The sequence below is a fragment of the Casimicrobium huifangae genome, from assembly GCF_009746125.1.
GTDB classification, from domain to species: domain Bacteria; phylum Pseudomonadota; class Gammaproteobacteria; order Burkholderiales; family Casimicrobiaceae; genus Casimicrobium; species Casimicrobium huifangae.
The window spans coordinates 398,174-422,012 of sequence record NZ_CP041352.1 but is presented as its reverse complement, the minus strand read 5'-3'; the positions used below and the strand labels follow the sequence as shown (position 1 = coordinate 422,012).

The 23,839-nt window shown below is 62.9% G+C and carries 20 protein-coding genes; 3 read left to right on the top strand and 17 right to left on the bottom strand.

All coding sequences use genetic code 11. From position 1 onward, the window contains the following. Positions 1–39: 39 nt before the first annotated feature. The 7 genes from plsB to FKL89_RS01885 all read right to left on the bottom strand — a co-directional run bounded on the left by plsB (position 40) and on the right by FKL89_RS01885 (position 9,042). On the bottom strand, positions 40–2,601 hold the full coding sequence (plsB, locus tag FKL89_RS01915) for a glycerol-3-phosphate 1-O-acyltransferase PlsB (RefSeq protein ID WP_156861037.1): 2,562 nt from the start codon (positions 2,599–2,601) through the stop codon (positions 40–42). Further along, entirely contained in the window at positions 2,598–3,575 is a 978-nt protein-coding gene (miaA, locus tag FKL89_RS01910) for a tRNA (adenosine(37)-N6)-dimethylallyltransferase MiaA (RefSeq protein ID WP_156861036.1), read from the bottom strand. The genes plsB and miaA overlap by 4 nt, the downstream gene beginning before the upstream one ends. A 70-nt stretch (positions 3,576–3,645) precedes the next feature. After that, positions 3,646–5,727: a peptidase domain-containing ABC transporter gene (locus FKL89_RS01905; RefSeq protein ID WP_156861035.1), complete on the bottom strand. Its 2,082-nt coding sequence runs from the start codon at positions 5,725–5,727 to the stop codon at positions 3,646–3,648. A gap of 132 nt (positions 5,728–5,859) precedes the next feature. Then, positions 5,860–6,735: a hypothetical protein gene (locus FKL89_RS01900; RefSeq protein ID WP_162527358.1), complete on the bottom strand. Its 876-nt coding sequence runs from the start codon at positions 6,733–6,735 to the stop codon at positions 5,860–5,862. 212 nt (positions 6,736–6,947) lie between these two features. After that, complete coding sequence (locus tag FKL89_RS01895) at positions 6,948–7,274, bottom strand: hypothetical protein (protein WP_156861033.1); 327 nt, start codon at positions 7,272–7,274, stop codon at positions 6,948–6,950. 71 nt (positions 7,275–7,345) lie between these two features. Next, positions 7,346–7,654 (bottom strand): hypothetical protein, encoded by a 309-nt coding sequence (locus FKL89_RS01890; protein ID WP_156861032.1) that lies wholly within the window; start codon positions 7,652–7,654, stop codon positions 7,346–7,348. After that, the gene (locus FKL89_RS01885; RefSeq protein WP_156861031.1) at positions 7,654–9,042 is read right to left on the bottom strand and encodes an HlyD family secretion protein; all 1,389 of its coding nucleotides are present in this window, start codon (positions 9,040–9,042) and stop codon (positions 7,654–7,656) included. Before FKL89_RS01885 ends, FKL89_RS01890 begins: the two co-directional genes overlap by 1 nt. A gap of 239 nt (positions 9,043–9,281) precedes the next feature. Here FKL89_RS01885 and FKL89_RS01880 point away from each other — a divergent pair, with 239 nt between their 5' ends. Further along, positions 9,282–10,445 (top strand): hypothetical protein, encoded by a 1,164-nt coding sequence (locus FKL89_RS01880; protein ID WP_238363459.1) that lies wholly within the window; start codon positions 9,282–9,284, stop codon positions 10,443–10,445. Here FKL89_RS01880 and mutL read toward each other — a convergent pair. Continuing rightward, positions 10,429–12,321 (bottom strand): DNA mismatch repair endonuclease MutL, encoded by a 1,893-nt coding sequence (gene mutL / locus FKL89_RS01875; RefSeq protein ID WP_156861029.1) that lies wholly within the window; start codon positions 12,319–12,321, stop codon positions 10,429–10,431. The two genes, FKL89_RS01880 and mutL, sit on opposite strands and share 17 nt — an antisense overlap. Positions 12,322–12,441: 120 nt before the next feature. Between mutL and FKL89_RS01870 the strand changes: the two genes are divergently transcribed. Together FKL89_RS01870 and rpoH are read left to right on the top strand one after the other, a co-directional pair. Next, positions 12,442–14,424 (top strand): S9 family peptidase, encoded by a 1,983-nt coding sequence (locus FKL89_RS01870; protein WP_162527357.1) that lies wholly within the window; start codon positions 12,442–12,444, stop codon positions 14,422–14,424. 548 nt (positions 14,425–14,972) lie between these two features. Beyond that, a complete protein-coding gene (rpoH, locus tag FKL89_RS01865) occupies positions 14,973–15,839 on the top strand; it encodes an RNA polymerase sigma factor RpoH (protein ID WP_156861027.1) in 867 nt (288 codons plus the stop codon). Between the two features lie 73 nt (positions 15,840–15,912). Here the strand turns inward: rpoH and FKL89_RS01860 are convergent, their stop codons facing one another. The 9 genes from FKL89_RS01860 to FKL89_RS01820 all read right to left on the bottom strand — a co-directional run bounded on the left by FKL89_RS01860 (position 15,913) and on the right by FKL89_RS01820 (position 23,784). Beyond that, positions 15,913–16,677 carry a class II aldolase/adducin family protein gene (locus tag FKL89_RS01860; protein ID WP_156861026.1) on the bottom strand — a complete coding sequence of 255 codons (765 nt, stop codon included), beginning with the start codon at positions 16,675–16,677 and terminating at the stop codon, positions 15,913–15,915. Between the two features lie 15 nt (positions 16,678–16,692). Then, positions 16,693–17,463, bottom strand: coding sequence for a 4-hydroxy-2-oxoheptanedioate aldolase (gene hpaI, locus FKL89_RS01855; RefSeq protein WP_156861025.1), 771 nt, complete (start codon positions 17,461–17,463; stop codon positions 16,693–16,695). Between the two features lie 23 nt (positions 17,464–17,486). Beyond that, the gene (hpaH, locus tag FKL89_RS01850; RefSeq protein ID WP_156861024.1) at positions 17,487–18,290 is read right to left on the bottom strand and encodes a 2-oxo-hept-4-ene-1,7-dioate hydratase; all 804 of its coding nucleotides are present in this window, start codon (positions 18,288–18,290) and stop codon (positions 17,487–17,489) included. A gap of 2 nt (positions 18,291–18,292) precedes the next feature. Next, positions 18,293–18,742 (bottom strand): 5-carboxymethyl-2-hydroxymuconate isomerase, encoded by a 450-nt coding sequence (locus FKL89_RS01845; RefSeq protein WP_156861023.1) that lies wholly within the window; start codon positions 18,740–18,742, stop codon positions 18,293–18,295. Positions 18,743–18,905: 163 nt separating this feature from the next. After that, positions 18,906–19,829, bottom strand: coding sequence for a 3,4-dihydroxyphenylacetate 2,3-dioxygenase (gene hpaD / locus FKL89_RS01840; RefSeq protein WP_156861022.1), 924 nt, complete (start codon positions 19,827–19,829; stop codon positions 18,906–18,908). Positions 19,830–19,838: 9 nt separating this feature from the next. Then, positions 19,839–20,828, bottom strand: coding sequence for a tripartite tricarboxylate transporter substrate binding protein (locus tag FKL89_RS01835; protein WP_156861021.1), 990 nt, complete (start codon positions 20,826–20,828; stop codon positions 19,839–19,841). Continuing rightward, positions 20,828–22,297, bottom strand: coding sequence for a 5-carboxymethyl-2-hydroxymuconate semialdehyde dehydrogenase (hpaE, locus tag FKL89_RS01830; protein ID WP_156861020.1), 1,470 nt, complete (start codon positions 22,295–22,297; stop codon positions 20,828–20,830). Before hpaE ends, FKL89_RS01835 begins: the two co-directional genes overlap by 1 nt. A 24-nt stretch (positions 22,298–22,321) precedes the next feature. Next, positions 22,322–23,089, bottom strand: coding sequence for a fumarylacetoacetate hydrolase family protein (locus FKL89_RS01825; RefSeq protein WP_156861019.1), 768 nt, complete (start codon positions 23,087–23,089; stop codon positions 22,322–22,324). After that, entirely contained in the window at positions 23,086–23,784 is a 699-nt protein-coding gene (locus FKL89_RS01820) for a fumarylacetoacetate hydrolase family protein (protein ID WP_238363458.1), read from the bottom strand. Before FKL89_RS01820 ends, FKL89_RS01825 begins: the two co-directional genes overlap by 4 nt. Between the last annotated feature and the right edge of the window lie 55 nt (positions 23,785–23,839).

The following is a 23,839-nucleotide window of genomic DNA, read 5'->3' as shown; positions in this document are numbered from 1 at the left end:
ACCGGAAATCTTGCCGCGCCCGATGCGCGAACCCTGATTTTATGCGGTTGCAGCAATTTGCCCCGGCCGCCGTTGCGCTGCGCGCAACACGGCAGCACGGGTGTCCGGCGGTAACAGGAAAGCCGCCTCATCCGCGCGAGCCTTGAGTTCAGGCCCGTAATGCACGGAATCCGCCGAGTCGACCTGCAGCAGACCGACGCGCAACAGGGCATCGAACGCGGAGCGGAACTGGCTGCGATCCGAAAACTCCGGCGCGTTGAATACATGGGTCATGGCCAGATGCTGCGCTGCCTGCTGGCACAGCGCTTCCACGGCTTCGCGGCTTTGCTCGCCGCTGGGGGCGCGCCCGGCGAGCGCCAGCATCAGCGCGTGGCGGGTCAGCGCCGGGCGGATGGTGGCAGCGAGCAGTTCGAGATGCATCGCGGCGTCGGTGCCGGCAGGCGAGGCGCTGACCACAGCGGCGTCGGCTTCCATGCTTACCCAGCCATCACTGGCCATCGTGGCGAGCGTGCGTTCAAACGGCGGGAACAGTGTCGCATCGGGGCGCTCGGCGGCGGTCGCTACCGGTTCAACATCGTCATGCGTTGCCGCAACAGTCTCGGCCCGCCAGGGCGGCAGATACAACTCGGATTCGAGCAGCACATAAAGTTCTCGCGCAAGCCGCGCCAGCTTGGTCTTGCCGATCACGCCATGCTGCACAATGAGGCAGGCAATCAGCCCCGGCAGCGCAAAACAGTGCAGCACGTTGTTGCGGAAGTAGGTGAGCGCAACGGCCGCGTCGTCGCTGGCCATCACCACGTCGCCGAGCGCATGGCTTTGCCGCTGCAGGTAACCCAGCCGCGCCGTGTGAGTGATGGCTTCGACGCCGCTTACCGTAGTGGCGACGGCCTCCGGTGCAGTGCGCGCCTGCGCGGCCAGCCGTAGCAGCCGCTCGACGATATCGGCGAGCTGGGCAGCGTCGGCCGCGTGCTTGGGCGTTGCCAGCAGAGCCGTGGCCACCACCGCAACCGGGTTCAGATGCACCGCACCGTTGATTCGCTCGGCAATCTGCCGCGACAGTTCGGTCAGCGTCCGGCGACGCAGGTTCTTGTCGGCAAGCCAGTTGTCCATGTCGCGCACGCCCTCGGCGTCGAGCAGCTCGCCCAAGGCAATGGGCCGCGCGAAGCTGACGCCGACCTCGCCGTAGTGCTCGTGGCGGAGGTCGCGGATGGCACCGAGCAAGCCCCACACCGACTCCTTGCGCTTGGCGGCGCCGGCCAGCTCCTGCGTGTAGCTGCCACCCTCGATCAGCTTCTCGTAGCCGATGTAGACCGGCACAAACAGCAATGGCCGCGAGTGTTCGCGCAGGTAGCTCTGCACCGTCATCGAGATCAGGCCAGCCTTGGGCGGCAACATGCGGCCGGTGCGCGAGCGGCCGCCCTCGACGAAATACTCCATCGGGAAGCCGCGCCGGAGCACCTCGTGCACGTACGCGGCAAAGACTTCACCGTAGAGTTCGTCGCCCTTGATCGAGCGGCGCAGGAAGAAAGCGCCGCCACGACGCAGGATGCCACCCACGAGGGGCAGGTTTAGATTGGCACCCGCTGCGATATGCGGCACCGTCAGCCCCACGCGATACACAACGTAAGAGAGCAGCAGATAGTCGATGTGGCTGCGATGACAGGGCACGTAAACCAGCGTGTTGTCCTTCGCCAGCGCCTGCAGGCGATCAGCGCCGCGCACCGCGACGCCGTCGTAGATACGGTTCCACAAACGACCGAGCAACTGCTCACCGAGGCGTACCACCAGATACGAATAGTCAGCGGCGATTTCGCGGCCGATGGCCTCGGCGCGGCGCTCGACCCTGGGCACCGGCAGTTTCTTTTCGATCGCCTCCTGCGCGATGGCAGCCTGCACGCGTGGCTCGCGCATCATGGCACCGATCAGCGTGCGCCGGTGCGAGAGATCAGGACCAATGGCGGCCTCACGTTCATTGCGAAACTCGGTGCGCAGCAGCCGTGCCACGCGACGGAGAATGCGTTCGCGATCAAGACCCTCCACCTGGGCAACGTGAATCACCTCGTGCAACGAGATGGGCGCCCCGAACTTGGCCACCACCGCGCGGCGGTAAAAGATGATCGACAGCAGCTTGCGCAGTCGCGAGCGGCCGCCCCAGCCTTCGGCCGCCCACAGCCGCAGCAGGCGGATACCGCGCAGCGGCGAATCTTCGCGCTCCTCGCGCTCCGGCGCCCGTCCCCAGAAAATGCTCACCGGGATCAGCCGCACTTCGCTATTACGTTGCTCCAGTACCGCGTCCACCAGTCGGGTGAGCCGGCTGGCCGCGTCGCGACTTCGGTCATCGTGCAGGGCGAAGACCGAGTAGCGTTCGGCCAGCAGTGGCATCGGATCGTGTGAGGCGGGCACCGGATGCTTTCGGGTCAGCGCATCGAGCATCGCGGCATCGGTCACCGACGGTCGCGGCATCACATAGCAAACCGGCGCATCGCCGGTGATTGCCAAGGGTTCAGGGAACACCTGTACCTGCACCCAGAGCGACAGCAGGCGGCGCAGCGCGACGCGCAGCGAGCGTTCAGGAAAGCTCAGCAGATCGCCGCCGGTCATGCCTGGCCTGCCATGCCTGACCGGTGCAACCAGCTTTGCAATAGCGCCTGCGCCTTCACCAACGCATCTGGCGCATCGCAGGCGACCTCAACGCCAGGGAAGCTGCGCAGCCAAGTAAGCTGGCGCTTGGCCAGTTGCCGGGTGGCAAACAGCGCGCGGTCGAACATCTGCTCGCGTGGCGAGCGCTGTTCAAGCACGTCAAGCACCTGCCGGTAGCCGACGCAACGCATGGCCGGCAAATCGGGATGCAGGGGATAGTGGCTGCGCAGGCTTTCCACTTCGGCGACGAAGCCCTGTGCAAACATGGTGTTCAGCCGCTCCTCGCAGCGCAGATGCAGCCAGGCACGGGTCTGCGGCAACCAGCGGATGATGAAGAGGTCGAGATCGGCGAGCACTGAGCGCCGCTGCCCCTGCAAGCTGGACAGGGGCTTGCCGGTGAGCAGCCAGACTTCCAGCGCACGTTCGATGCGCTGGGTATCAGTCGCCGGCAGCCGCGCGGCCGTGACCGGATCAACCCGTGCCAGCTCCGCATGCAGTGCCGCGATGCCTTCCGCCGCGCACCGCGCCTGCACTTGCGCCCGCACCACCGCGTCGGTGGGCGGCAGATCGCTCATGCCATGTACCAGCACGTTGGCGTACATCATGGTGCCGCCCACCAGCAGAGGCAGATGGCCACGAGCATGAACGCTGTCGATGGCGGCCCGGCAATCGGACGCAAACCGTGCCACGGAATAAGACTCAGTCGGCGCGATCAGATCAATCAGATGATGCGGCACCTCGGCACGCTCGGCAGCGGTTGGTTTGGCAGTACCGATATTCATGTCGCGGTAGACCAGTGCCGAGTCGATGCTGACGATTTCGCCGCCAAATTGCCGCGCCAGCGCCAGCGCCGCCGCGCTCTTGCCCGACGCGGTGGGGCCGACGAGCACGACGACGGGCGGACTACGCGGAATGTTCGGTTCCTCAAACGGCATCAAGCGATTATGCCGATGCCGGTCACACCAATTCGTGCGACGTCGCTACAAACGCGGCAACCCAGAGTCTTTAGGCCGCCCGCATCTCCCGCTCCACCTGCCCGCGCCCGAGCACAATCACCCGTTGCGCGGCGTTGATGGTCTCCTGCCGGTGGGCGATGGTGATGCGGGTCAACGGCAGTGTCTTCACGGCCTGATTGACATGCCGCTCATTGTCTGCGTCCAGGCTGCTTGTCGCCTCATCCAGCGCCAGAATCATGGGCTGCTTGTAAAGCGCTCGCGCCAGCAGGATGCGTTGCCGTTGCCCGCCAGAGAGAGTACTGCCCATATCACCCACCAGTGTCTGATAGCCCATCGGCATGGCGACGATTTCCTCGTGGATTTGCGCCAGCGCGGCCACCGCCTCGACACGCGCCTGATCCAGCACCGGGTCGAAGCAGGCAATGTTCTCAGCCAATGAGCCCGCCATCAAGGCGTCGTTCTGCATCACCGTGCCGATCAGCGCGCGATACTGTGACGGCCCCAGTTGCTTTAGGCTGACTCCGCCGATGCGAATGTCTCCCTCATCCGGCTTCAGCAGTCCAAGCATCAGTTTCAGCAGTGTGCTCTTGCCGCAACCACTTGGGCCACAGATCGCCACATGCTCGCCCGGTTCAATGGTCAATGTGCAGTCGCGCAGTACCCAGGGCTCGCCCTCGGCGTAGCGAAAGCTCACGTTACGCACTTCTACCTTGGGCAGCAGCCGGCTGGTATCGGTCTCCCTCGTCCGGTCGTCCTCCGGTGCCTCCAGTGCAATATCGGCCAGTCGCTCGGCGTGCAACCCGAGCATTTTTACCTGCATCACCAGATTGATCAGCGATGATGCCCGTCCGGCGAACTGCCCCTTGTAGGCCATGAAGGCGAGCAGCATGCCCAGCGTCATGCTGCGCTCCAGCACGGCGGTACCGCCCAGATAGAGAATCAGCATGCCCTCAACACCAAAGATCAATGTATTGGCCGAGCTGAACCACAAGTCCATCTTCTGGGTGGTGAGGTCACGGTTCTGCACATCCACCATCAGGTTCTGCCAGCGCGCCAGCCGTTCCGGCGTGCGGTTGAAGAGCTTCAGGGGTTGAACGGCACGGATAGTTTCGAGGAAGTAGCTCTGCTCCCTGGCGGAGAGGACAATGCGCTCCTCATTGGCGGCGCGAAACGCCGCGAAGCTCGCCCAGCGCAGCAACAGATAGAGCCCGAGCGCCACCAGCACGACCACCGAGAGCTTGGGGCTGTAGAGCAGCATCATCGCCAGCGTGACGATCGCCATCACGCCATCCAGTGCCGCCGAGACGCTACTCTGGGTCAGCACGCCGCGAATGGCGGCCAGCGAACCAAAGCGTGAAGTGATGTCGCCCACGTGCCGCTTCTCGAAGAAGGCGAGTGGCAGCCGCAGGAGATGGGCGAAGAGATTAGCCGTAAACTGGATCGAGAGCTGCTGGTTCATGCGCAGCGATATCCAGCCCCGCGCCATCGAGAGCAGGAACTGCACAATCATCAGCAGGCCACCGCCAAGCACCGTGAGCAGCAGCAAATCCCGGTCGCCGCTCACCAGCGCGCCATCCACCACCCATTGCGTCACCAGTGGTGAGACCAGCGCCACCGCCTCCAGCCCGACCGCGAGCAGGAGGATGTTGATAAGGGCGCGCTTGAGTCCGAAGATTTTGCCGACCAAATCACGCAGGCGCACCTTGCGGCGCAGGTCCGCTGGTTTGAACTCCGGCGTGGGCGTCAATTCCAGCGCGACACCCGTGAAGTGCTTGCTGACCTCATTCATCGGCAGCACACGCTTGCCAACGGCGGGGTCGAGAATAGTGATCTTGCCGCCACCCGATGTGGAGACTTTGGTCAGCACGACAAAATGGTTCAAATCCCAGTGCAACATGCAGGGCAGTTGCAACTGGTTCATCTCATCAAGTTCAAGGCGCAGCGGCCGGGTGGCAAAGCCCAGCGCTTCAGCGTGACGGATCAGTTGCGCGAGATTGGCGCCTTTGAGCGAGATCGAGAAGCGTTGCCGTAGCTCGGCCAGATCAATGCGCAGCCCGTGTGCACTGGACAACATCGCCAGACACGCCAAACCGCATTCTGCGGCTTCGCTTTGGAGTTGGGATTTGACCATTAGATGCATCACTCTTCATGACTTGCACCACTCGCAAAACGGCAAGAAGTTCGGCGAAATACTGGGTCACTCGCACTTGAAAACTCGCTTGCGAAGTAACAGGAAATATTGTGGGGAGTCTTAGTGGGGAAATTATTGTGCGCGGCCGCTTCCCGCTGCGACCATCCGCAACGGTGAAACATATAGTGGATCCTGTGAAATCCATGTCGCGAATTGCGCTTTTGTGAAGTTCAGCTTTGGTGAATCTGGAATTCTGTAACTTTCAATAGCCAACTGCGACTTGTCCAAATCAGCAGGCAGCTTGATCCACTCGGACTGCACCTCAACCTGAGGTCGTTCACTAGTGCTATGGCTTACCGCCAAAACCAATTGGCGATGCCAGCGCGTTATGCCGAGAACGCGTAGTTCGTTTGTCGTGACATCCTGAGCAACAAGGGCGCTCGTGAACCAATTTTCGTCGTGTACCTTGAGAAGTGGTGTTTGGTGTGCACCCTCGTCCCTTTTTTTTGCCCACGCGACGAGCGGCGCACGACCACCCGGCGAATCAACAAGTGAGACGGTTGCAACAAGGCGCTCACCGCCATCTAGTGTTTTGTACCCATGGTCATACCATGGGTACGGCGCTAAGTAACCGTCCCAAATTGGCGCATGAGGTGCGTCAATAACAATCTCGCCATGACCATATTGGCGGCGAAGAATCCATCCGTCAACGAACTGTACCCAACCCACTCGAACTGGTCGCCCTGCGGTACTGCTACATCGGACAACCGCCGTCAAGTTGACGCTTGGACCGTTAAATGCAAGGACAACACCATTTTTCCGCACGTTAGCCATAGTTTGCGCATCAGCGTTGTAATCAATAACTTCGCAGTTCGTTACGGCTGAAGTAACTGTCTCTCTGGCATTTGCTTGCGTAAACGACAGGAAAGACAAAATTGACGCTGCAGCAAGCGGACAAATCCTGTGCATAATTTCCATTTCGAAACCAACGACTACATATTTCGCCAATGAGCTAGGCTACGGCTAAATCGAAATCGAAAGGCGACTCGGCGGACAAGGCACAAGCTCGCAAACGCACATAGCGCTACTTGCCAGTGCTAGCCGCCTTGTCGATTCGATTTCAGTCAGCACTGGCAACAAGTAGCGCGCGAATGCATATTTGTGCGGCATCCCTCGATTGAGCGTGCAAAGCTAGTCCAGTCGAGGTCTCACCCAGCAAGTCATAAACGCAAACCGATACCACCTGGCCGAGAGAGATCCAGCCCCGGAGAGCTTGGATTGCTCAAATCCACGCCGGTGCCAGTCCATGAATTTGTAGTTGTGGAGGAATCACCTCCAAGTACGCCGATATTCGTTATCGTAACGGAACCATCTGTTCCTGTGCATACAGCCGTGTTCGGCGTGTCACCATTTACATAGCATCCATCTGGATAGAAGGTCGTCGTGACCGTGTCCGGCCCGATGTAAGTATGGCCATTTTCGTCGACGTCGACGATTGTCTCGCCACCGCCAGCGATTACGCGTTCTTGAATCGTGAGTACTCTCATGTCAAAGTGTCCTGCAAATACCACTGAAGACGAGCGTGGCGCCTCGTTCATGGTTGAGCATCTAACCTTTTTCAGACGCTCAAACCTTGATCATTAAAGCCATTGAAATCATCGACATCCGGTTCCCCCGGGGCCAACCGATTGGCATCGAAGCGGACGAAGCGTTGGGTATGAATCAGCCCTGAGGAGGCTTCGTCGGCAGCGACAATGACCAGGGCAGCAGGTAGGGACCGTCCCAGATCGTCGGCCGCGCACGATTCGGACGACAGCGTCTCCTGTACCGTGGAGTGGATGGCCAATCGACCCTTGTCAGGGATGTTTGATGCGCGACCGACACCACCTGTAACCAGCAGCGTGTGTTCAGGGGAGAGTAGATTCATCAGATGCTTCCTTTGCGTGTTGATTCGTTCAATGCGTGACTGGAGATGTTGTTGCTCGATTCGTCTCGGTGCGCCAACACCTTCCCGCTGACACTAAAGAGCGGCTCCAGCGCCCACTCCCACAGCTTTCGGGTGTCCTGCACGATGTCGGCCTCGGCCAGCATGCCGGGCTTGAGCGCGTGTTGAGTGCCATAGGCATTGATGCGCTGATCCTTCAGCCTGACGGTGACGCGATACACCGGGTCACCCGCTTGCGCGAGCGCCTGCATGGTGGCGGCCACGTGGGTGGGCAGTTCCTGAACGGCGTACGGGCTCTTGCTGACTTCGGTCACTTCGCCTTCGCCCATGCCAAACTTTTGGTATGGGTAGGCGGCGTAGCGGATCAGTACCGTTTGCCCCTTCTCCACAAACCCCGCCTGCCGCGTGGTGGCAAAGAACTGCGCCTCCAGCGGTAGTGGTTCACCGCTTGCGGGTGCGTCCTTGTTTCCCTTTGCTGTGACGGCTTCGTGCGGAATCAGCGTCGCCAGCAGGCCACCCGCCGGGAGCACCTGCCCGCTCTGGACGGCAAGGCCAGTCACCGTGCCGTGAGTCGGCGCCGTCACCACGAGCCGCGTACGCGCCTGGTTCTCGGTGGTTTCCTGCGCCAGCAAGGCTGCTGCCTTGGCCAGTTCGCTTGCTTCACTTTGCTGCTGCTGGCGAACCTCGTCGATCTGGGCACCCAGTGCGAGTCGTTCTCGCTCCAGCGCAGCCTTGTTGCGGTTTAGTGCCTGTTGCTGCGCCTGCAGGCCGAGCAGCGTTTCGCGCTGGGCATCGGTTTGCGCACTGGACATGAATCCGGTGTTCGCCAGTTGCTCGAAGCGGGTCAAGCCGTCACGGGCAATGCGTTCTCGGGCGGCGTAGAGCTCTGCGTCGCGGCTGAAGCTGCTGATTTCGGTGTCAATGGCGCGAATGCGGTCGCCGAGGCTTCGAATGCGTTCCTCGGCGCGCGCTTTGGAGAGCAGTACGTCACGTCCGGACAATTCCGCCCGGCGCTTCAGCTCACGGGCGATCAGCGCCTGCGTTTCGCCCAGCTCACTCACGCGCTCGCCGCTGATGACGAACAGCACATCACCCGCCGCAACGCGTGCGCCCTCGCTCACGCGCAGGTCCACCAGCGTGCCAGCGGTGGCGGCGGTCAGGCGCAACGCTCCTGATCCCGGCGCGAGCAGGCCGGGTACGGTGGCTTTCTTGGTGTAGGTGCCGAAGGCAGCGAAGAGCCCAATGCCGACCGCAACCGCCAGCCCAACGCTTGCCGTCAGGCTGTAGCCAATCGGCTGCGACAGCCGCACGCTGCCGAGCCATTGCGTCTGGCGTGCGGCAAGGGCTTCGGGGCGGAAAAGTGGCGTCATCAGCTAAGGCGTTACGTCTGGTCGGTGTGGCCAGCTTCACGTCGAAGCGCCGACAGTGATGAATCTAGAGCGTTTCGTGCCGGCGGTGATGTCCGTTTTGCGACGTTCCTGCGTCTCTTTTCAGACGCATGACTGTCCGTTTTCAGACAACGGGCTTACCGCATAATTTGGAACAAGCGCCTTTCGCAATCGAACAATTCATGTATAGCCGGTCGCATCAAGATACGTCTTCGCCCGCCATGCTTTCCGATATTGAGCTTGCGCGCGCGGCTGCCCGCTGGGGCAAATTCACCTCCGGGCTCTCCGGCGACGACAAGCGGTTGCTTGATCGTGTGGCACGCGGCGACAGCGTTAAAGCCGTCTGTTTCGAGTTGTCCCTGGGTTACGAGGCGATGCAGAAGCGGATGACCCGCTGGCAACAATCGCTGGGGCTGAAATCCACTACCGTGCTGCTTCACTTGTGGGCGACCGTGCGCGGCTTCGGCCGACGGGCGGATGACCCAACGCTGATACGTTACGCGGAGCTGTTGCGTCACACGCTGGGCTACGACGCCCCCACCGCATTGCCGCCGGCCGATGTGATGGCTACTTCAACCTTGCGTGCGTTCACCCCGGTGAAATCAGCTGCTGTGGTCGCGCGCGAGCAAGCCGAGCAGAATACGTTGGCGCTTCTGTCCCCGGTGCTCTGGCGAGTGTGCCAGCAGGTTGTACGTGAAGGCGCTTACGATCATTCACGGGCAGTGGGATTGCCCGCCCTGCATGAATGGTTTCGCCAGTTGGCTGGTCTTGCGCGCGACAGTGATTGCGGCGAGCGACTGGGCGGGATTCTGATCGACGTCGAACAACGGTTGTCGACGCAAGCGTCTTTGATCGGCGACGACTTCGCATTGCTGCTCGCCGCGCATGACTTGCAAAGCCCCCACCTTGACATGAGTTCACCGTCAAGATTGCCTGCTGGCGTGCGGTCCTTGAAGCGGCACGGTGAACGCCGTTCTTTCGCTACAACGTTCTGGCGCAAAGCGGCGCTGGCAGCGTCGGAGTCGGGTGCTGATCATTTGATTTCGCTTTGGCATGAGCCCGCTCGCGAACAGCTTCTCGATCCCGTGCATGCAACGGCCGCCGCGATTGTTTTCTTCCGCGCGCGCACGCCAGCGGTCCGCGCCGCGGTGTCTCCGGTGCTCAATCGCATCATCAGCACGCGCCAACAGTGGGTAACCACTCATCGCATTGATCCGCTGCAATTGCTGCATCGGCAAGCCTGCTTCGAGTGTGGCATGAGTGTGGTGGAAATCGTCTCATCCACGCAGTGGACTTACCCGGTACTCACCGCTGAACAATTGCTGCCGCCCGTCAGGCAGCTTTCAGCCTACGCGCCCGCCGTGACCACTAGCGTCCCCGCATGAACAGCGCGTCCAGCTCACGCAGGGTGAGCTGGTACCACGTCGGGCGGCCGTGATTGCAGGAGCCGGCGCGTTCGGTGGCTTCCATTTCGCGCAGCAGGGCGTTCATCTCGGCGATGGTCAGCGCGCGATTGGCGCGCACGGCGGCGTGACAGGCCATGGTGGACAGCAGTTCGTCGCGGCGCGATTCGATGGCAGCGCTGACGCCAAGTTCGTCCAGTTCCGCCAGCACGCCGTGCAGCAACGCCTCCGGCGCCGCATCAGCCAGCAACGTGGGCACGCTGCGCAGGGTCAGTGAACGCGGGCCGCCCAAGCTGACATCGAAGCCCAGTTGTTGCAGCGTTTCGCGATGCGTCTCGGCGGCGGCGACTTCCTTCTCGCTGGCGCTGACCACGCTCGGAATCAGCAGCCGCTGCGTTGCCATCGCCGCACCGGCCTGCGCTTTCAGGCCTTCGTAGACGATGCGCTCATGCGCGGCATGCATGTCGACGAGGATGAGACCGTTGCTGTTTTGCGCGAGGATGTAGACGCCGTGCAGTTGCGCCAGCGCGAAGCCGAGCGGATGTTCGATCGCTGGCAGCGTCGGTGCGTTTTCCGTTGCAGGCAACCGCGCCGTCACGCTTGATGCGGCTGCCGGTTCCGGCGGCGCAAAGAAATATTGCGTTGCTCGTTCGGCAACACCAAAGTCGAACGCAGTGGGCCGCGTTGGGTACGGTCGCGACGCGGCCTCGGCGCCGTCAGCGGCGCGCGCGAACGCCGCCGCAACGCGATCGCCAAACAGTTTTTGTGCTGCCGCCGATACTGACGCGGCGCCCTCTGCCACGGGTGCATCAGCGCTGGTGGCGTGACTCCCCGCTGCCCCACTCATGGCACGTTCCACCGCTCGCCGCACAAACTGATGCACCGCCTGAGAGTCGCGGAAGCGCACCTCGGTCTTGGCGGGATGCACGTTGACGTCCACCGCACGCGGGTCGAGCGTCAGCTTCAACACGAAGGCCGGTGCTGATGCCCCGTGCATCTGGTCGCGCAAGGCATCGCGGATAGCGTGCAGTACCACCTTGTCGCGCACCCAGCGGCCGTTCACGAACAGATGCTGCGCGTCGCGGTTGGGCACCGCGCTGTTGGGCTTCAGCACGAAGCCCTGTACCGCCAGCACACCGCCGTCGGCCTCGACGGCAGTCGCCGCCGCCAGCCACTCATCGCCCAGCACTGCCGCCACCCGCGCCGGCCACGCCTGCACCGGCCAGCGCAGCACGGCGCGATTGTTATGACTGAGCTGGATGGCGATGTCGCTGCGCGCCAGACCGAGGCGGCGCACGGCGTCGAGGCAATGCGCGTATTCGGTGGATTCGGATTTCAGGAAGCGGCGCCGCGCCGGCGTGTTGAAGAACAGCTCGGCGACGGTGACGGTGGTGCCGAGTCGCGCGCTGACCGGTTCTGCTGCATCGCTGGTGCCGCCCTCCGTCTTCAGCCGGAAGGCGCTGTGACCGCGCTGGGTGCGACTGGTGATCGCCAGCCGCGCGACCGAGGCAATTGAAGCCAGTGCTTCACCGCGAAAACCAAAGCTGGCGACTGATTCGAGATCGTCAAAGCTGGCGATCTTGGATGTCGCATGCCGCGCGATGGCCAGCGGCAGCTGCTCGGGCTCGATGCCGCGACCGTCGTCGCTGACCTGAATAAGGGTAGCGCCGCCGCCCGCGAGCTCGATGTCGATGGCACGTGCGCCGCCGTCGACCGCGTTCTCCAGCAATTCTTTCAGTGCCGCTGCGGGCCGTTCGATCACTTCGCCGGCGGCGATCTGATTGACCAGATGATCCGGCAAGGTCCGGATTTGTCGCAAACTGGCGACAGCTTTCGCGCGGGAAGCCCCGTCCGGCATGGGTTCTGGCACAATCGCGCTCGTTTTGAGCAACCCGCCAGTAGACGGGAACGGATCGCCCGCAGGTGCGGCGGTCTTGAACTCAGGAGGTACGGGCGCGTCGTTCACGCGAACCATTGTATGCGGCTGATTTTGGCCCCCGCACTCGCGGTCGGTGCGTTGCTGTTTGCGCCAGGCGGCTCACAGGCGCAACCGCCGCAGCCCCCACCCGCCGGTAATGGCACGCCCACTGCCGTGCTGGCGCCGCCCGCTGCGCTGCGGGTCGATGGCTTGCCGCCGGTGCCGGCCTCACTGGCGAGCGAGATCGCCCCCTATGGCGATTTTTCGATCACCCGCTTTGTGAGCTGGCATCCGTCCGCGCCGGAGATGCTGGTGATGCGACGCGCGGGGAATACCGCGCAACTGTTCCTGCTCACCGATCCGATGGGCAAGCCGCACCAGCTCACCCGCGGTCGCGATCCGGTGCGCGATGCGCTGTTCGAGCCGCGGCGCGGAGACTACATCCTGTTCACCCGCGATTCTTCGGGCGACGAGGCGACCCAGCTTTACCGACTGGACCCGAAGACGCTGGCCGAGACGCCGCTGACCCCCGCTGGCGAGTTCTACTCGCCGGGGCCGTGGAATAGCGCGCAGGACAAAATGGTCGTGACCTCGCGCCCGCTCGACCGCAATGGCCGTCGCGCGCAGGCGGTGGTCGATGTCTACGCCATTGATCCGATGCAGCCGGAGGCGCGCTTCAAGCTGGCAACGCTCGCCGGCGCCGGCTGGCGGGTGCTGCGCTGGCTGGACCGTGAGAACCGCCTGATCCTCTCCGAGGTTGCGTCCGGCACCCGCGCCAAGCTGTGGTCGCTGGACATGGCGACCGGCAAGCGCAGTGAGCTCAGCGACTACGAGAGCGGTGATGAGAACGCGTCCGACCGCTGGCTTTACCGCAAGCGCTTTGACGGTGACTTCGCGCGCCTGACCCGTGTTGACGTTCGCAGTGGCGACCGGCAGTGGATCACCCGCGACTTTGATTTCGACATCGAGAGCTGGTCGGTGGCCAAGGGCGGCAAGCGCATCGCTGTGCTGGCCAACGTCGCCGGCAGCACCAAACTGAAGCTTTACGATAGCGATCTGAAGCCGCTGACGGTGCCGGCGCTGCCGCCGGGTGTCATCACCGCAGTGAGCTGGCACCGCAACGGGCGCGATCTGGCGCTGTCGATCGAATCGGCCGATTCGCCCGGCGAGGTGTTTGCCCTCGATACCGATCACAACATCGTGACCCGCTGGACCGGGCATTCGGCGGTCGGTGGCGTCAGGCGGCCGTTTGTCGAGGCGGAGGCGATCTCCTGGCGCAGCTTCGACAGCATGATCATTACCGGCTTCCTGCACCGGCCCAATCCGCGCGAGTTTCCCGGCAAGCGTCCGGTCATCATTTCCATTCACGGTGGGCCGGAATCGCTGGCGCGTCCGGGGTTCCGGGGCCGCGCCAATTTCTGGATCAACGAGCGCGGCTATGCGCTGATTTACCCGAACGTGCGTGGCTCGGCCGGCTTCGGGCGCCGCTTCATGGAAGCCGACAACCAGAAGAAGCGCGAAGACTCGGTGAAGGACATCGGCGCGCTGCTCGACTGGATTCACGCCCAGCCCGATCTTGATCCCACCCGCGTTGCCGTGGTCGGGGCCAGTTATGGCGGTTACATGGCGCTGGCCAGCAGCGTGGCCTATGCGCCACGACTGGTGGCGGCGATCGATTCTGCGGGCATTTCGCATTTTGTGACGCTACTGGAAGGCACCGAAACCTATCGCCGCGATCTGGCGCGTGCCGAGTACGGCGACGAGCGCGAGCCTGACATGCGGCGCTACCTCGATGCCATCTCGCCGCTGAGCCACGCCGAGAAGATCCGGGTGCCGCTGCTGGTAAGCCACGGCCGCAACGATCCGCGGGTGCCTGTCACCGAGGCGGAGCAGATCGTGCGCAAGGTGCGCGGCAATGGCACGCCGGTCTGGTACGTGCTGGCCGAGGACGAAGGGCACGGTTTCACCAAAAAGTCGAACGTGGACTACCTGTTCGCCGCACAGACGCTGTTTCTCGATCGCTACCTGCAGCGGCGGAATTGACGCGCTTGGCAGGAGCAGCTTTTTGACGTAGCCCCTGCCGGTGTTGGGCTCAAGTGCTGATTCAGGCAGTTATCGACTTTCGATGATTTGAGGCTTCGAGCCCTATTTACATAGGGCTTTCCAAGAAAAGCCAATGCTCAGGCGAGCCTCGATCAGACCGACCAGGCCGGATTTCTGCGACGAAACGACGACCGCGCCGATGAATCGGTGTAATGAGCTTGCCTCCTCCGGCGTCAAAGGGGCATGTGTCTCGCCCGCCATGTAGCCTTCACGACGTCAGCGTGCGCTCACACCGGAATATTTTGTAATCCCGAGCAAAAAAGTCGGGAACTAAATACAATTGTTAGCACTCTCATATGGTGAGTGCTAATATGGTGTGCAAATCAGTCACCTGATGCACTCGGGCGACGCCGGTGGAGACACCGGTTCGGCTCGGCGGGCTCGGCAAGCGATCGTTGCTTGCACGACCGCCCCCTCGTGGGGGTAGAGATACACGGCGCGCCGTCCGCGCAATCAGGCAGACGGCACTTGTTTAGGGGAATTTTGCAATGTCCAACCCGACCGCCACTTTGAATTTTCCGGTTCCGTCCGCGCTGGGCACCATTGACCAGTACGTGACCGCCGTCAACAAATACCCGCTGCTCACACCCGAGCAGGAGCAGGAGCTCGGCCTGCGCTGGAAGTACATGCAGGACGTCGATTCCGCCCGCCAGCTGGTGATGAGCCATCTGCGCCTGGTGGTCAGCGTCAGCCGCAACTACATGGGCTACGGCCTGCCGCAGGGTGACCTGATTCAGGAAGGCAACGTCGGCCTGATGAAAGCCGTGCGCCGCTTTGACCCGGAGCGCGGCGTGCGTCTGGTGAGCTTTGCGCTGCACTGGATCCGCGCCGAAATCCACGAATACATCCTGAAGAACTGGCGTCTGGTCAAGGTCGCAACGACCAAGGCGCAGCGCAAGTTGTTCTTCAACCTGCGCGCCATGCGCTCGGGCGAGCATCCGCTCACCCAAGCCGAAGCCAAGCGCATCGCGAAAGAGCTGAACGTCAAGCCGGAAGAAGTGTTCGAGATGAACATGCGGCTGTCCGGTCGCGACATCGCGATGGACGGTACGCCGGATGACAGCGAAAGCGAAGCCGTCGCGCCAGTCGCCTATCTGGCGGCCGACAGCGATGTTGCTGACCCGGCCAAAGTGATCGAGGCCGAAGAAGTGGGCCGCGTACATAGCGAAGGCCTCAAGCGCGCGCTCGTCAAGCTCGACGACCGCTCACGCGACATCATCACCCGCCGCTGGCTGGCTGAAGATCAGGAAGAAACCCTGCAGCAGCTCGCCGACAAATACGGCGTAAGCGCTGAGCGTATCCGCCAGATTGAAGTAAAGGCGATGAAGCAGATGCGCAAAGAGATCGAGGGCTGATCGCCCCGGTTGCTCTGGTAGCGCAAAGACAAACGGCCGGTTATCCGGCCGTTTTGTTTTTGGGCAAACGTCGCTACGCCCGATATCCCGGGTCAATGCGATCCACGAGGCGCTGCAGCGCGGCAAACGAGTCTGCTCCGGCGCCGTACTTCGGGTCAAAGTTCAGTGCGTCGCGGACGCATTTCTCCAGCACCGGCTCGGGGATTGCGCGCAGCTTGCCCAGTTGTGACGAGGCGAGCTGCACTTCGCAGGCGCGTTGCAGCACCCACATGTAGCTGAACGCCATCGGCAGCGTCTGCCCGATCGCGACCGGGCCGTGGTTGCGCAGCAGCAGCACCGGCTTGTCACCCGCACTGGCGAGAATGCGCGCGCCCTCATCGCGATGCACGGTGATGCCCTCAAAATCGTGATACGCGATCTTGCCCCACAGATGCGCGGCATAGAAATTGGTGAACGAGAGGCCGTCTTCGCTGCAGCACACCGCCATCGTTGGCGTGGTGTGCACGTGAATCACGCAGTGCGCGCTCGGGTGCGTGGCGTGGATGGCACCGTGGAAGGTGAATCCGGCCGGGTTGATCGGCCAGTCACTGTGGCCGATGATGTTGCCGTCAACGTCCACCTTCACCAGATTGGATGCCGTGACCTCGGTGTAATGCAGCCCGAACGGGTTGACCAGAAAGTGCCGCGGCTCACCGGGAACGCGCAGCGAGATGTGGTTGTAGATCAGCTCGTTCCAGCCCAGCATCGCGAAGATGCGATAGGCGGCCGCGAGCTGCACGCGGGCGTCCCACTCCTCGGCACCAAAGCGTGACGGGCGCGTGAATGAAAGGGTCGTCATCGACTGGCAGGCGACTCAGGCCGTCTTGAAGCGCTGCGCCAGTGCGCGGGCGTTCTTGGTCAGCAGGTTGACGTCAATGCCAACTGCGACAAACAGCGCGCCGAGTTCGAGATAGCGCTTCGCCAGTGTTTCGTCGGCGGTGAGGATGCCGGGCGCCTTGCCCGCGGCGCGCACGCGACGGATGCCGTCCTCAATCACCTTTTGCACTTCGGGATGCGCCGCATTGCCGATGTAGCCCAACGACGCCGAGAGATCGGACGGGCCAAAGAACACGCCATCAACGCCTTCCACCGCGAGAATCGCGTCGAGGTTGTCGATCGCCGTCTTGGACTCGGCCTGCACCAGCAGGCAGACCTGGTCGTTCGCCTTCTTCACATAGTCCGGGATGGCGCCCCAGCGCGACGCACGGGCGCTGCCGGCACCGACGCCGCGGATGCCGTGTGGCGGATAGCGCATCGCGCGCACCATGTCGGCCGCCTGCTCGGCGGTGTCAACCATCGGCACCAGAATGGTTTGCGCGCCGATGTCGAGGTACTGCTTGATCAGCGTCGAGTCGCCAATCGGCACCCGCGCCACCGCCTGCGGGCCATAGCCCGCAACACTTTGCAGGCTTGCCGCCATCAGGGGAACGTCATTGGGGCAATGTTCGCCGTCAATCAGCACCCAGTCGAACCCGCAGCTCGCGCAGATCTCGGTGGCATAGGGGCTCGCCAGCATGAGCCAGAAGCCGATCTGCGGCTTGCCGGCCTTGATGGCTTCCTTGAACGGGTTGGACGTCGGGATCATGCGGGGTCCTCCTTGAAACGGATCTATACGAATCTGAAACTGAAACTGCCGAGTGCGCCGTAGTCTGCCTCGAACGAGTCGCCGCGAACAGCATTTACCGGCCGCGTGAACGAACCGGCGAGTACCACATCGCCCGCGTTCAACTGCTCGCCATAGGGCGCGATCTTGTTGGCGAGCCACGCCACGCCGATGGCGGGATGGCCGAGCACGCCAGCGGCCAGGCCGGTTTCCTCGACGACGCCATTCTTGCTGAGAATCGCGCCCGCCCAGCGCAAGTCGATCTCGCTGACCCGCGCGCGACCGGGCCCAACGATGATGCCAGCGTTGGCGGCAAAGTCGCTGATGGTGTCGAACACCTTGCGCATCGCCTTCGTTTCGCGGTCGAACTGCTCGATGCGGGCGTCGATGATCTCGATTGCCGGAGCAACGTGTTCGGTCGCGGCCAGCACCTCATCCAGCGTGACATCGGGTCCCTTCAACGGCTTACCCAGCAGGAACGCCAGCTCGACTTCGACGCGCGGCGCGATGAAACGCTCTAGCGGCAGGTCGCTATCCGCCGCAAAGAACATGTCGTCCATCAGCGGCGCGTAGTCGGGCTCGTCAATCTGGCTGGCCTGCTGCATGGCGCGTGAAGTCAGGCCGATCTTGCGGCCCTTGATGCTGCGGCCATCGGCAAGTTCAAGCTTCACCCACTCGCGCTGGATGGCATAGCCATCCTCGATGGTCATCTGCGGATACTGCTTTGAAAAGTGCCGGAGTTGCGTGCGCGACTTGCGTGCGTCGTAGAGCTGGCGCGCGAGCGACTGTGTGAGGTCAGAAGCCAGCACGATCAAGCCTTCGGCTGAAACAGCGGATGCAGCGAACTGTTCTTGGCATCGAACACTTCGTGCCCTTCGTCAATCTGCAAGGTAATGCCGATGTGGCGTGTGGCGAGATGCTCGGCGAAGTGCGCTTTGGTGGTGGCCTCCACTGCCTTGCCCACCGCTTCATGCACGGCGGCGCTGCGGCCTTTGGCCATGCGCAGATTCAGGTACACAAAGGCGTAGTTGCCGTCACCACCTGCGCTGCGTCCGGCCGAGCCGTCGTCCGCCACCGCATAGTGTGCCGCCGGGAACGCGAGTACGCGCGTGCCCCCTGTGGGGAACACCTGTTTGCCCTGTTCGTCGCGCACTGCCAGCATCGTGTCAGCAAGCTTACGACAGAGCGCTTTCATGTCACTACCGCCCTGCGCGGCAGGCAGGTCGAGGTTGCCGGTGTAGAGGATGACGAGGTGAGGCATTGCAACAAGACTGATGGTGTTTGAGTATCAAAGTGAGTCCCTCCCCCCTCGTGGGGGAGGGGTTGGGGAGAGGGGGCTGCTGCGGAAGAAATCGATATTGCTCTTCGGCTGCGTTCACCCTCTCCCCTGCCCCTCCCCCCTCAAGGGGGAGGGGTACAAGCGGTCAAAGTCGGCTGACCGCCTGATAGCCTAGCGCCGCTGAGGCCTGCGCCGCTGGAATCGCGCTGCCGTCGTTCGCGGTGACCGGCAACACGGCGTTCATCTGCCCAGTGCCCGAGGCGCCGAAGTAGGGCGTGATGATCTCCGCCTGTCCATCGTAACCGGACCAGCCGAGCGCGCCCAGCATCATCGCAGTATCGTGCATGAAGCCTTCGCCGTGTCCCTTGACCGCATATTCGGGCAGCATCTCGCAGAACTTCTTCCACTCGCCGCGCTTCCACATGTCAATCACGCTGTGATCGAGCGATTCGAGCAGCGGGCTCCAGATCTTGAACGCGTACTCCGGCGCCAGGCCATTCTGCGCGAAGCGGTGACTGAGACTGCCGCTGGCAAAAAAGGCGACAGTACCGTCGTAGTGCTCTTCCACTGCTCGGCGCATGGCCCAGCCGAGACGTGCGCTGTCGTTGAGGTAGTGCACGGTGCACATCGCCGAGACCGACACCACCTTGAAGTGCTGATCAGCGTTCATGTAGCGCATCGGCACCAGAGTGCCGTACTCCGGGTCGAGTGTGGTGGCGTCATGCGCCAGCGTCTCCACCCCCATCTCGTTGCAGGTCTTCGCCAGAATCTTGCCCAGTGCCGGATTGCCCGAAAACTCAAAGGGCAGGTTGCTGATGAAGTGCGGCAGCTCGTTGCTGGTGTAGAGGCCCTTGAAGTGCGGCGCGCAGTTGATGTGGTAGTTGGCATTCACCAGCCAGTGCGTGTCAAACACGACGATCGTGTCCACCCCCAGCTCACGACAGCGACGACCGATTTCGCGATGGCCGTCGATCGCATCCTGCCGCGTGCCCTTGCGCGGACCGTCCAGCTCGGAGAGATAGATTGACGGTACGTGCGTGATCTTGGCGACCAGTGCCAGCTTTCCCATACTTGCTCCTCAGGCGTCCGCTGTGATGTTGGCGCGGCGAATGATGTCGGCGTATTTGTCGATTTCGCTGCGAATGAACGCACCGAACTGTGCGGGCGATCCCGCGAGAGATACGATGCCGCCATCGGCGAACGCTTTGGTCACCGCTGGCGATAGCAGTGCCTTGTTGATCTCGGCGTTCACCCTCGCAACGACGGCGTCCGAGGTGCCCGTGCGCGCCAGCACGCCGCTCCATGAGTTGGATTCCAGCGCCACGCCCTGCTCGGCCAGCGTGGCGATCTCCGACGCCTGCGCCGAACGTTTTGCTGTGGCCATGCCGAGCGCGATCAGCTTCCCAGCTTTCACGTGCTGGCGGAATTCCGGCCAGTTGCCGAACATCATCGTCACTTGCCCGCCGAGCAGATCGTTGAGGGCCGGCGCCTGCCCCTTGTAAGGCACATGCGTCAACTGCACGCCGAGCGCGTGTTCCAGCATCGCGCCGGAAAGATGGGCCGAGGTGCCATTGCCGAACGACGCATAGGTGAGTTTGCCGGGTGATTTTTTCGCCGCAGCGGCAAGGTCGGCCACCGTACGCAGCCCGCTGCCCGGATGCACCGCCAGCACATGCTCGCTCATACCCATCAGGCCGACCGGTCGCAGATCGCGCAGCGTGTCGTAAGGCAGGCTCTTCACCAGCGTGTGATTGGCGCAGAAGCTGTTGGCGACGGTGACAAACGTGTAGCCATCGGAAGGCGCTTTCGCCGCCACATCAACACCGATCACGGTGCCGGCGCCGGGGCGGTTTTCCACGATCACCGATTGACCAATGGCCTTGGCGAGCTCGGTTGCCACCAGTCGCGTCACGAGGTCCGTCGTGCCGCCCGGTGGAAATGGCACGATGATGCGCACCGGCTTTGCCGGCCAGTCTGCCGTCTGTGCAGCGGCGCTGCGCGACCACACACCAGCGGCCGCCAGCGCGCCGATTGCCGACAAACCTGAGAGCGCAGCGCGACGGTCCATCACACGCCCCAGTGCGGAATGTGGTGACTGCCGAGGCTGACCGCTACGTTCTTTGGCTCAAGAAAGACTTCGTAGCTCCAGGTGCCGCCTTCGCGGCCAGTGCCACTGGCCTTGGTGCCACCGAAGGGCTGACGCAGGTCACGCACGTTCTGGCTGTTGACGAAGCACATGCCGGCCTCAATTGCCGCCGCGACGCGGTGAGCGCGGCCAAGGTTCTCGCTCCACACGTAGCTCGACAAACCATACTGGATATCGTTGGCAAGGCGGATCGCCTCGGCCTCGTCGGTGAACGGGATCAGGCAAGCGACAGGGCCGAAGATTTCGTCCTGCGCGATCTTCATCCGGTTGTCGACATCGGCGAAGACGGTGGGCCACACGAAGTTGCCCTTGCCCATCGTGGCAGGCAATTCCGGTGCATACGATGGCCGGTCGAGACCACCGCAGACCAGTGTCGCGCCCTCTTTCGGGCCGAGCTCGATGTAGCTCTTCACCTTGGCCAGATGGGCCTGACTGATCATGGGGCCGACGATGGTCTTCTCGTCGAGCGGATCGCCCACGGTGATACGGCGCGCGCGCTCGGAAAACTTCTGCACAAAGTCTGCATAGATCGACTTCTGCACCAGAATGCGACTGCCTGCCGTGCAGCGTTCGCCGTTGTTGGAGAAAATCATGAACACGGCGGCATCAAGCGCGCGGTCGAGATTGGCATCGTCGAAGATCACGAACGGGCTCTTGCCGCCCAGCTCCATGCTGAACTTCTTGAGACCCGCCGCCTGCACGATGCGGTTGCCGGTGACGGTGGAGCCAGTGAACGAGATGGCGCGCACGTCCGGATGGGCGCAGAGCGGTTCACCCACCTCCTTGCCGTAGCCGTGCACCACATTGAGCACGCCTGCCGGGATGCCTGCCTCCAGCGCCAGCTCGCCCAGGCGCGCGGCAGTCAGCGGCGACAGTTCGCTCATCTTGAGCACAGCCGTATTGCCAAAAGCTAGGCAAGGCGCCGTCTTCCACGTGGCCGTCATGAACGGCACGTTCCACGGCGAGATCAGCGCGCAGACGCCGACCGGGTGGAACAGGGTGTAGTTCAGGTGCGTCGGCGTCGGGTAGGTGTGGCCATCCACGCGGGTGCACATCTCGGCGAAGTAGTAGAAGTTGTCGGCCGCGCGCGGGATCAACTGCTTGCCGGTTTGTGCGATGACCTGCCCGGTGTCTTTCGTCTCCGTCTGCGAAATTTCCGGGACGTGCTTCGCGATGAGGTCACCCAGCTTGCGCATCAGGTTGGCGCGCTCGACGGCCGGACGTGACGCCCACGCCGGGAAGGCGGCCTTAGCGGCGGCAACGGCGGCGTTCACTTCGTCTGCACCGCCGCGAGCGACTTCGGCCAGCGTCTCCTGCGTGGCAGGGTTGACCGTTTCGAAGGTGTCGCGGCTTGTCTGTGATTTGCCGTTAATGAGGTGCTGAATCTGCATGTGCATGCTTCCAGAATTCGAGGATTAACGGCCGAACGCTTCGTCGCCGACGATGGTGTTGACAAGACGGCCGATGCCGTCAATCTCTGTGACAACCTCGTCGCCAACATTCACGTTGACGACGCCCTCCGGCGTGCCGGTGAGGATCACGTCGCCGGGCGCGAGCGTCATGAAACCGCTGAGATACTCGATCAGCGCCGGGATGTCGTTGATCATGTTGCCGGTGTGGCCCTGCTGCGTCACCTTGCCGTTGACCAGCGTGCGCAGGGCAAGATCATGCGGATGCGGCACATCCTCCGCATCCACCAGCCACGGACCCAGCACGGTGCCAGTGTCGCGGTTTTTCACGCGCAGGTTGGGGCGATACCAGTTCTCGAGATAGTCGCGGATGGCGTAGTCGTTGCACACGGTGTAGCCCGCCACATGCTGCATCGCATCGGCCGCGCGCACCTTGTACGCCGGTTTGCCGATAACGACGGCGAGCTCGCACTCGTAATGCATGAAGCTCATGCCAGCTGGCCGCCGCGTAAAGCCACGATGGCCGATCACGGCGCCCGGCCCTTTGAGGAACACCAGCGGCTCGTCTTTGGTGGTGATGGTGAGCTCTTTCGACAGCTCCTTGACGTGGTCGCTGTAGTTCAGGCCCAGCGCAATGATGGTGCCCACCTCGAACGGCGGCAGCCACACCACGTCAGCGTCAGCCAGCACGCGGCCGTCCGCAAGCTGAACGCCGCGCTCGTGCGGATACGCTGTGTGAATCGCCCCGCCGTAGGCAACGCGCGCAGTTCTCATGCGGCCTCCTGCACCGTGGCCGCCGTGATCACCGTTTCGTAAGCGCCAATGCCCGCGATCTCGGCGCGAATGCGCTGCCCCGCACGCACCAGTGGCGCGCCGTGCGGCACACCGAGCATCAGCACATCACCGGGTGCCAGCGTCATGAAGTCGGTCACGTCCGCGAGCAGGCGTGTGACCGGGCGAATCATGTTCGCTGTGCTGGCCTGTTGCACCAGCGCGCCATCGACCGCGACCGTGATCGCGAGGTCGTCGGGCGATTCAGTCTCCGCAACCGCAACCACCCGCGGACCAATAGCGCACGAACCATCTCGCGCCTTGAAGCGCACCGACGGACGATAAAAGCTCTCGTGTGGCACGCTGAAATCCACGACCATCGTGTAACCAGCGACGACGCTGGCAGCGTCGCTTTCAGCAAGGCGACAGGCAGTGCGGCCGATCACAATGCCCAGCGACACACCGACCTGCCACACACCGTCGCCATCCGGCGCACATACCGGCTGTCCGGGTGCGAGCAGCGTATTGCGCGGCTTGACAAACAGCACGGGGGCCTTCGGCGCCGCCTTGTATGGCGCGGCATTCGCAGCGTCGCCAAGCGAAGCCAGCGCCGGCACGTGATTGAGCAGCGTGCCGTAAACCGTCCCGCTCAACCGCCACGGGCGCATGGGCATGTCGATGGACAAAGCGGTAAGCATGATCGCCATTGCCTGATTACTAATATGTGAGTAATATAGCGTTACGTTCTCGACA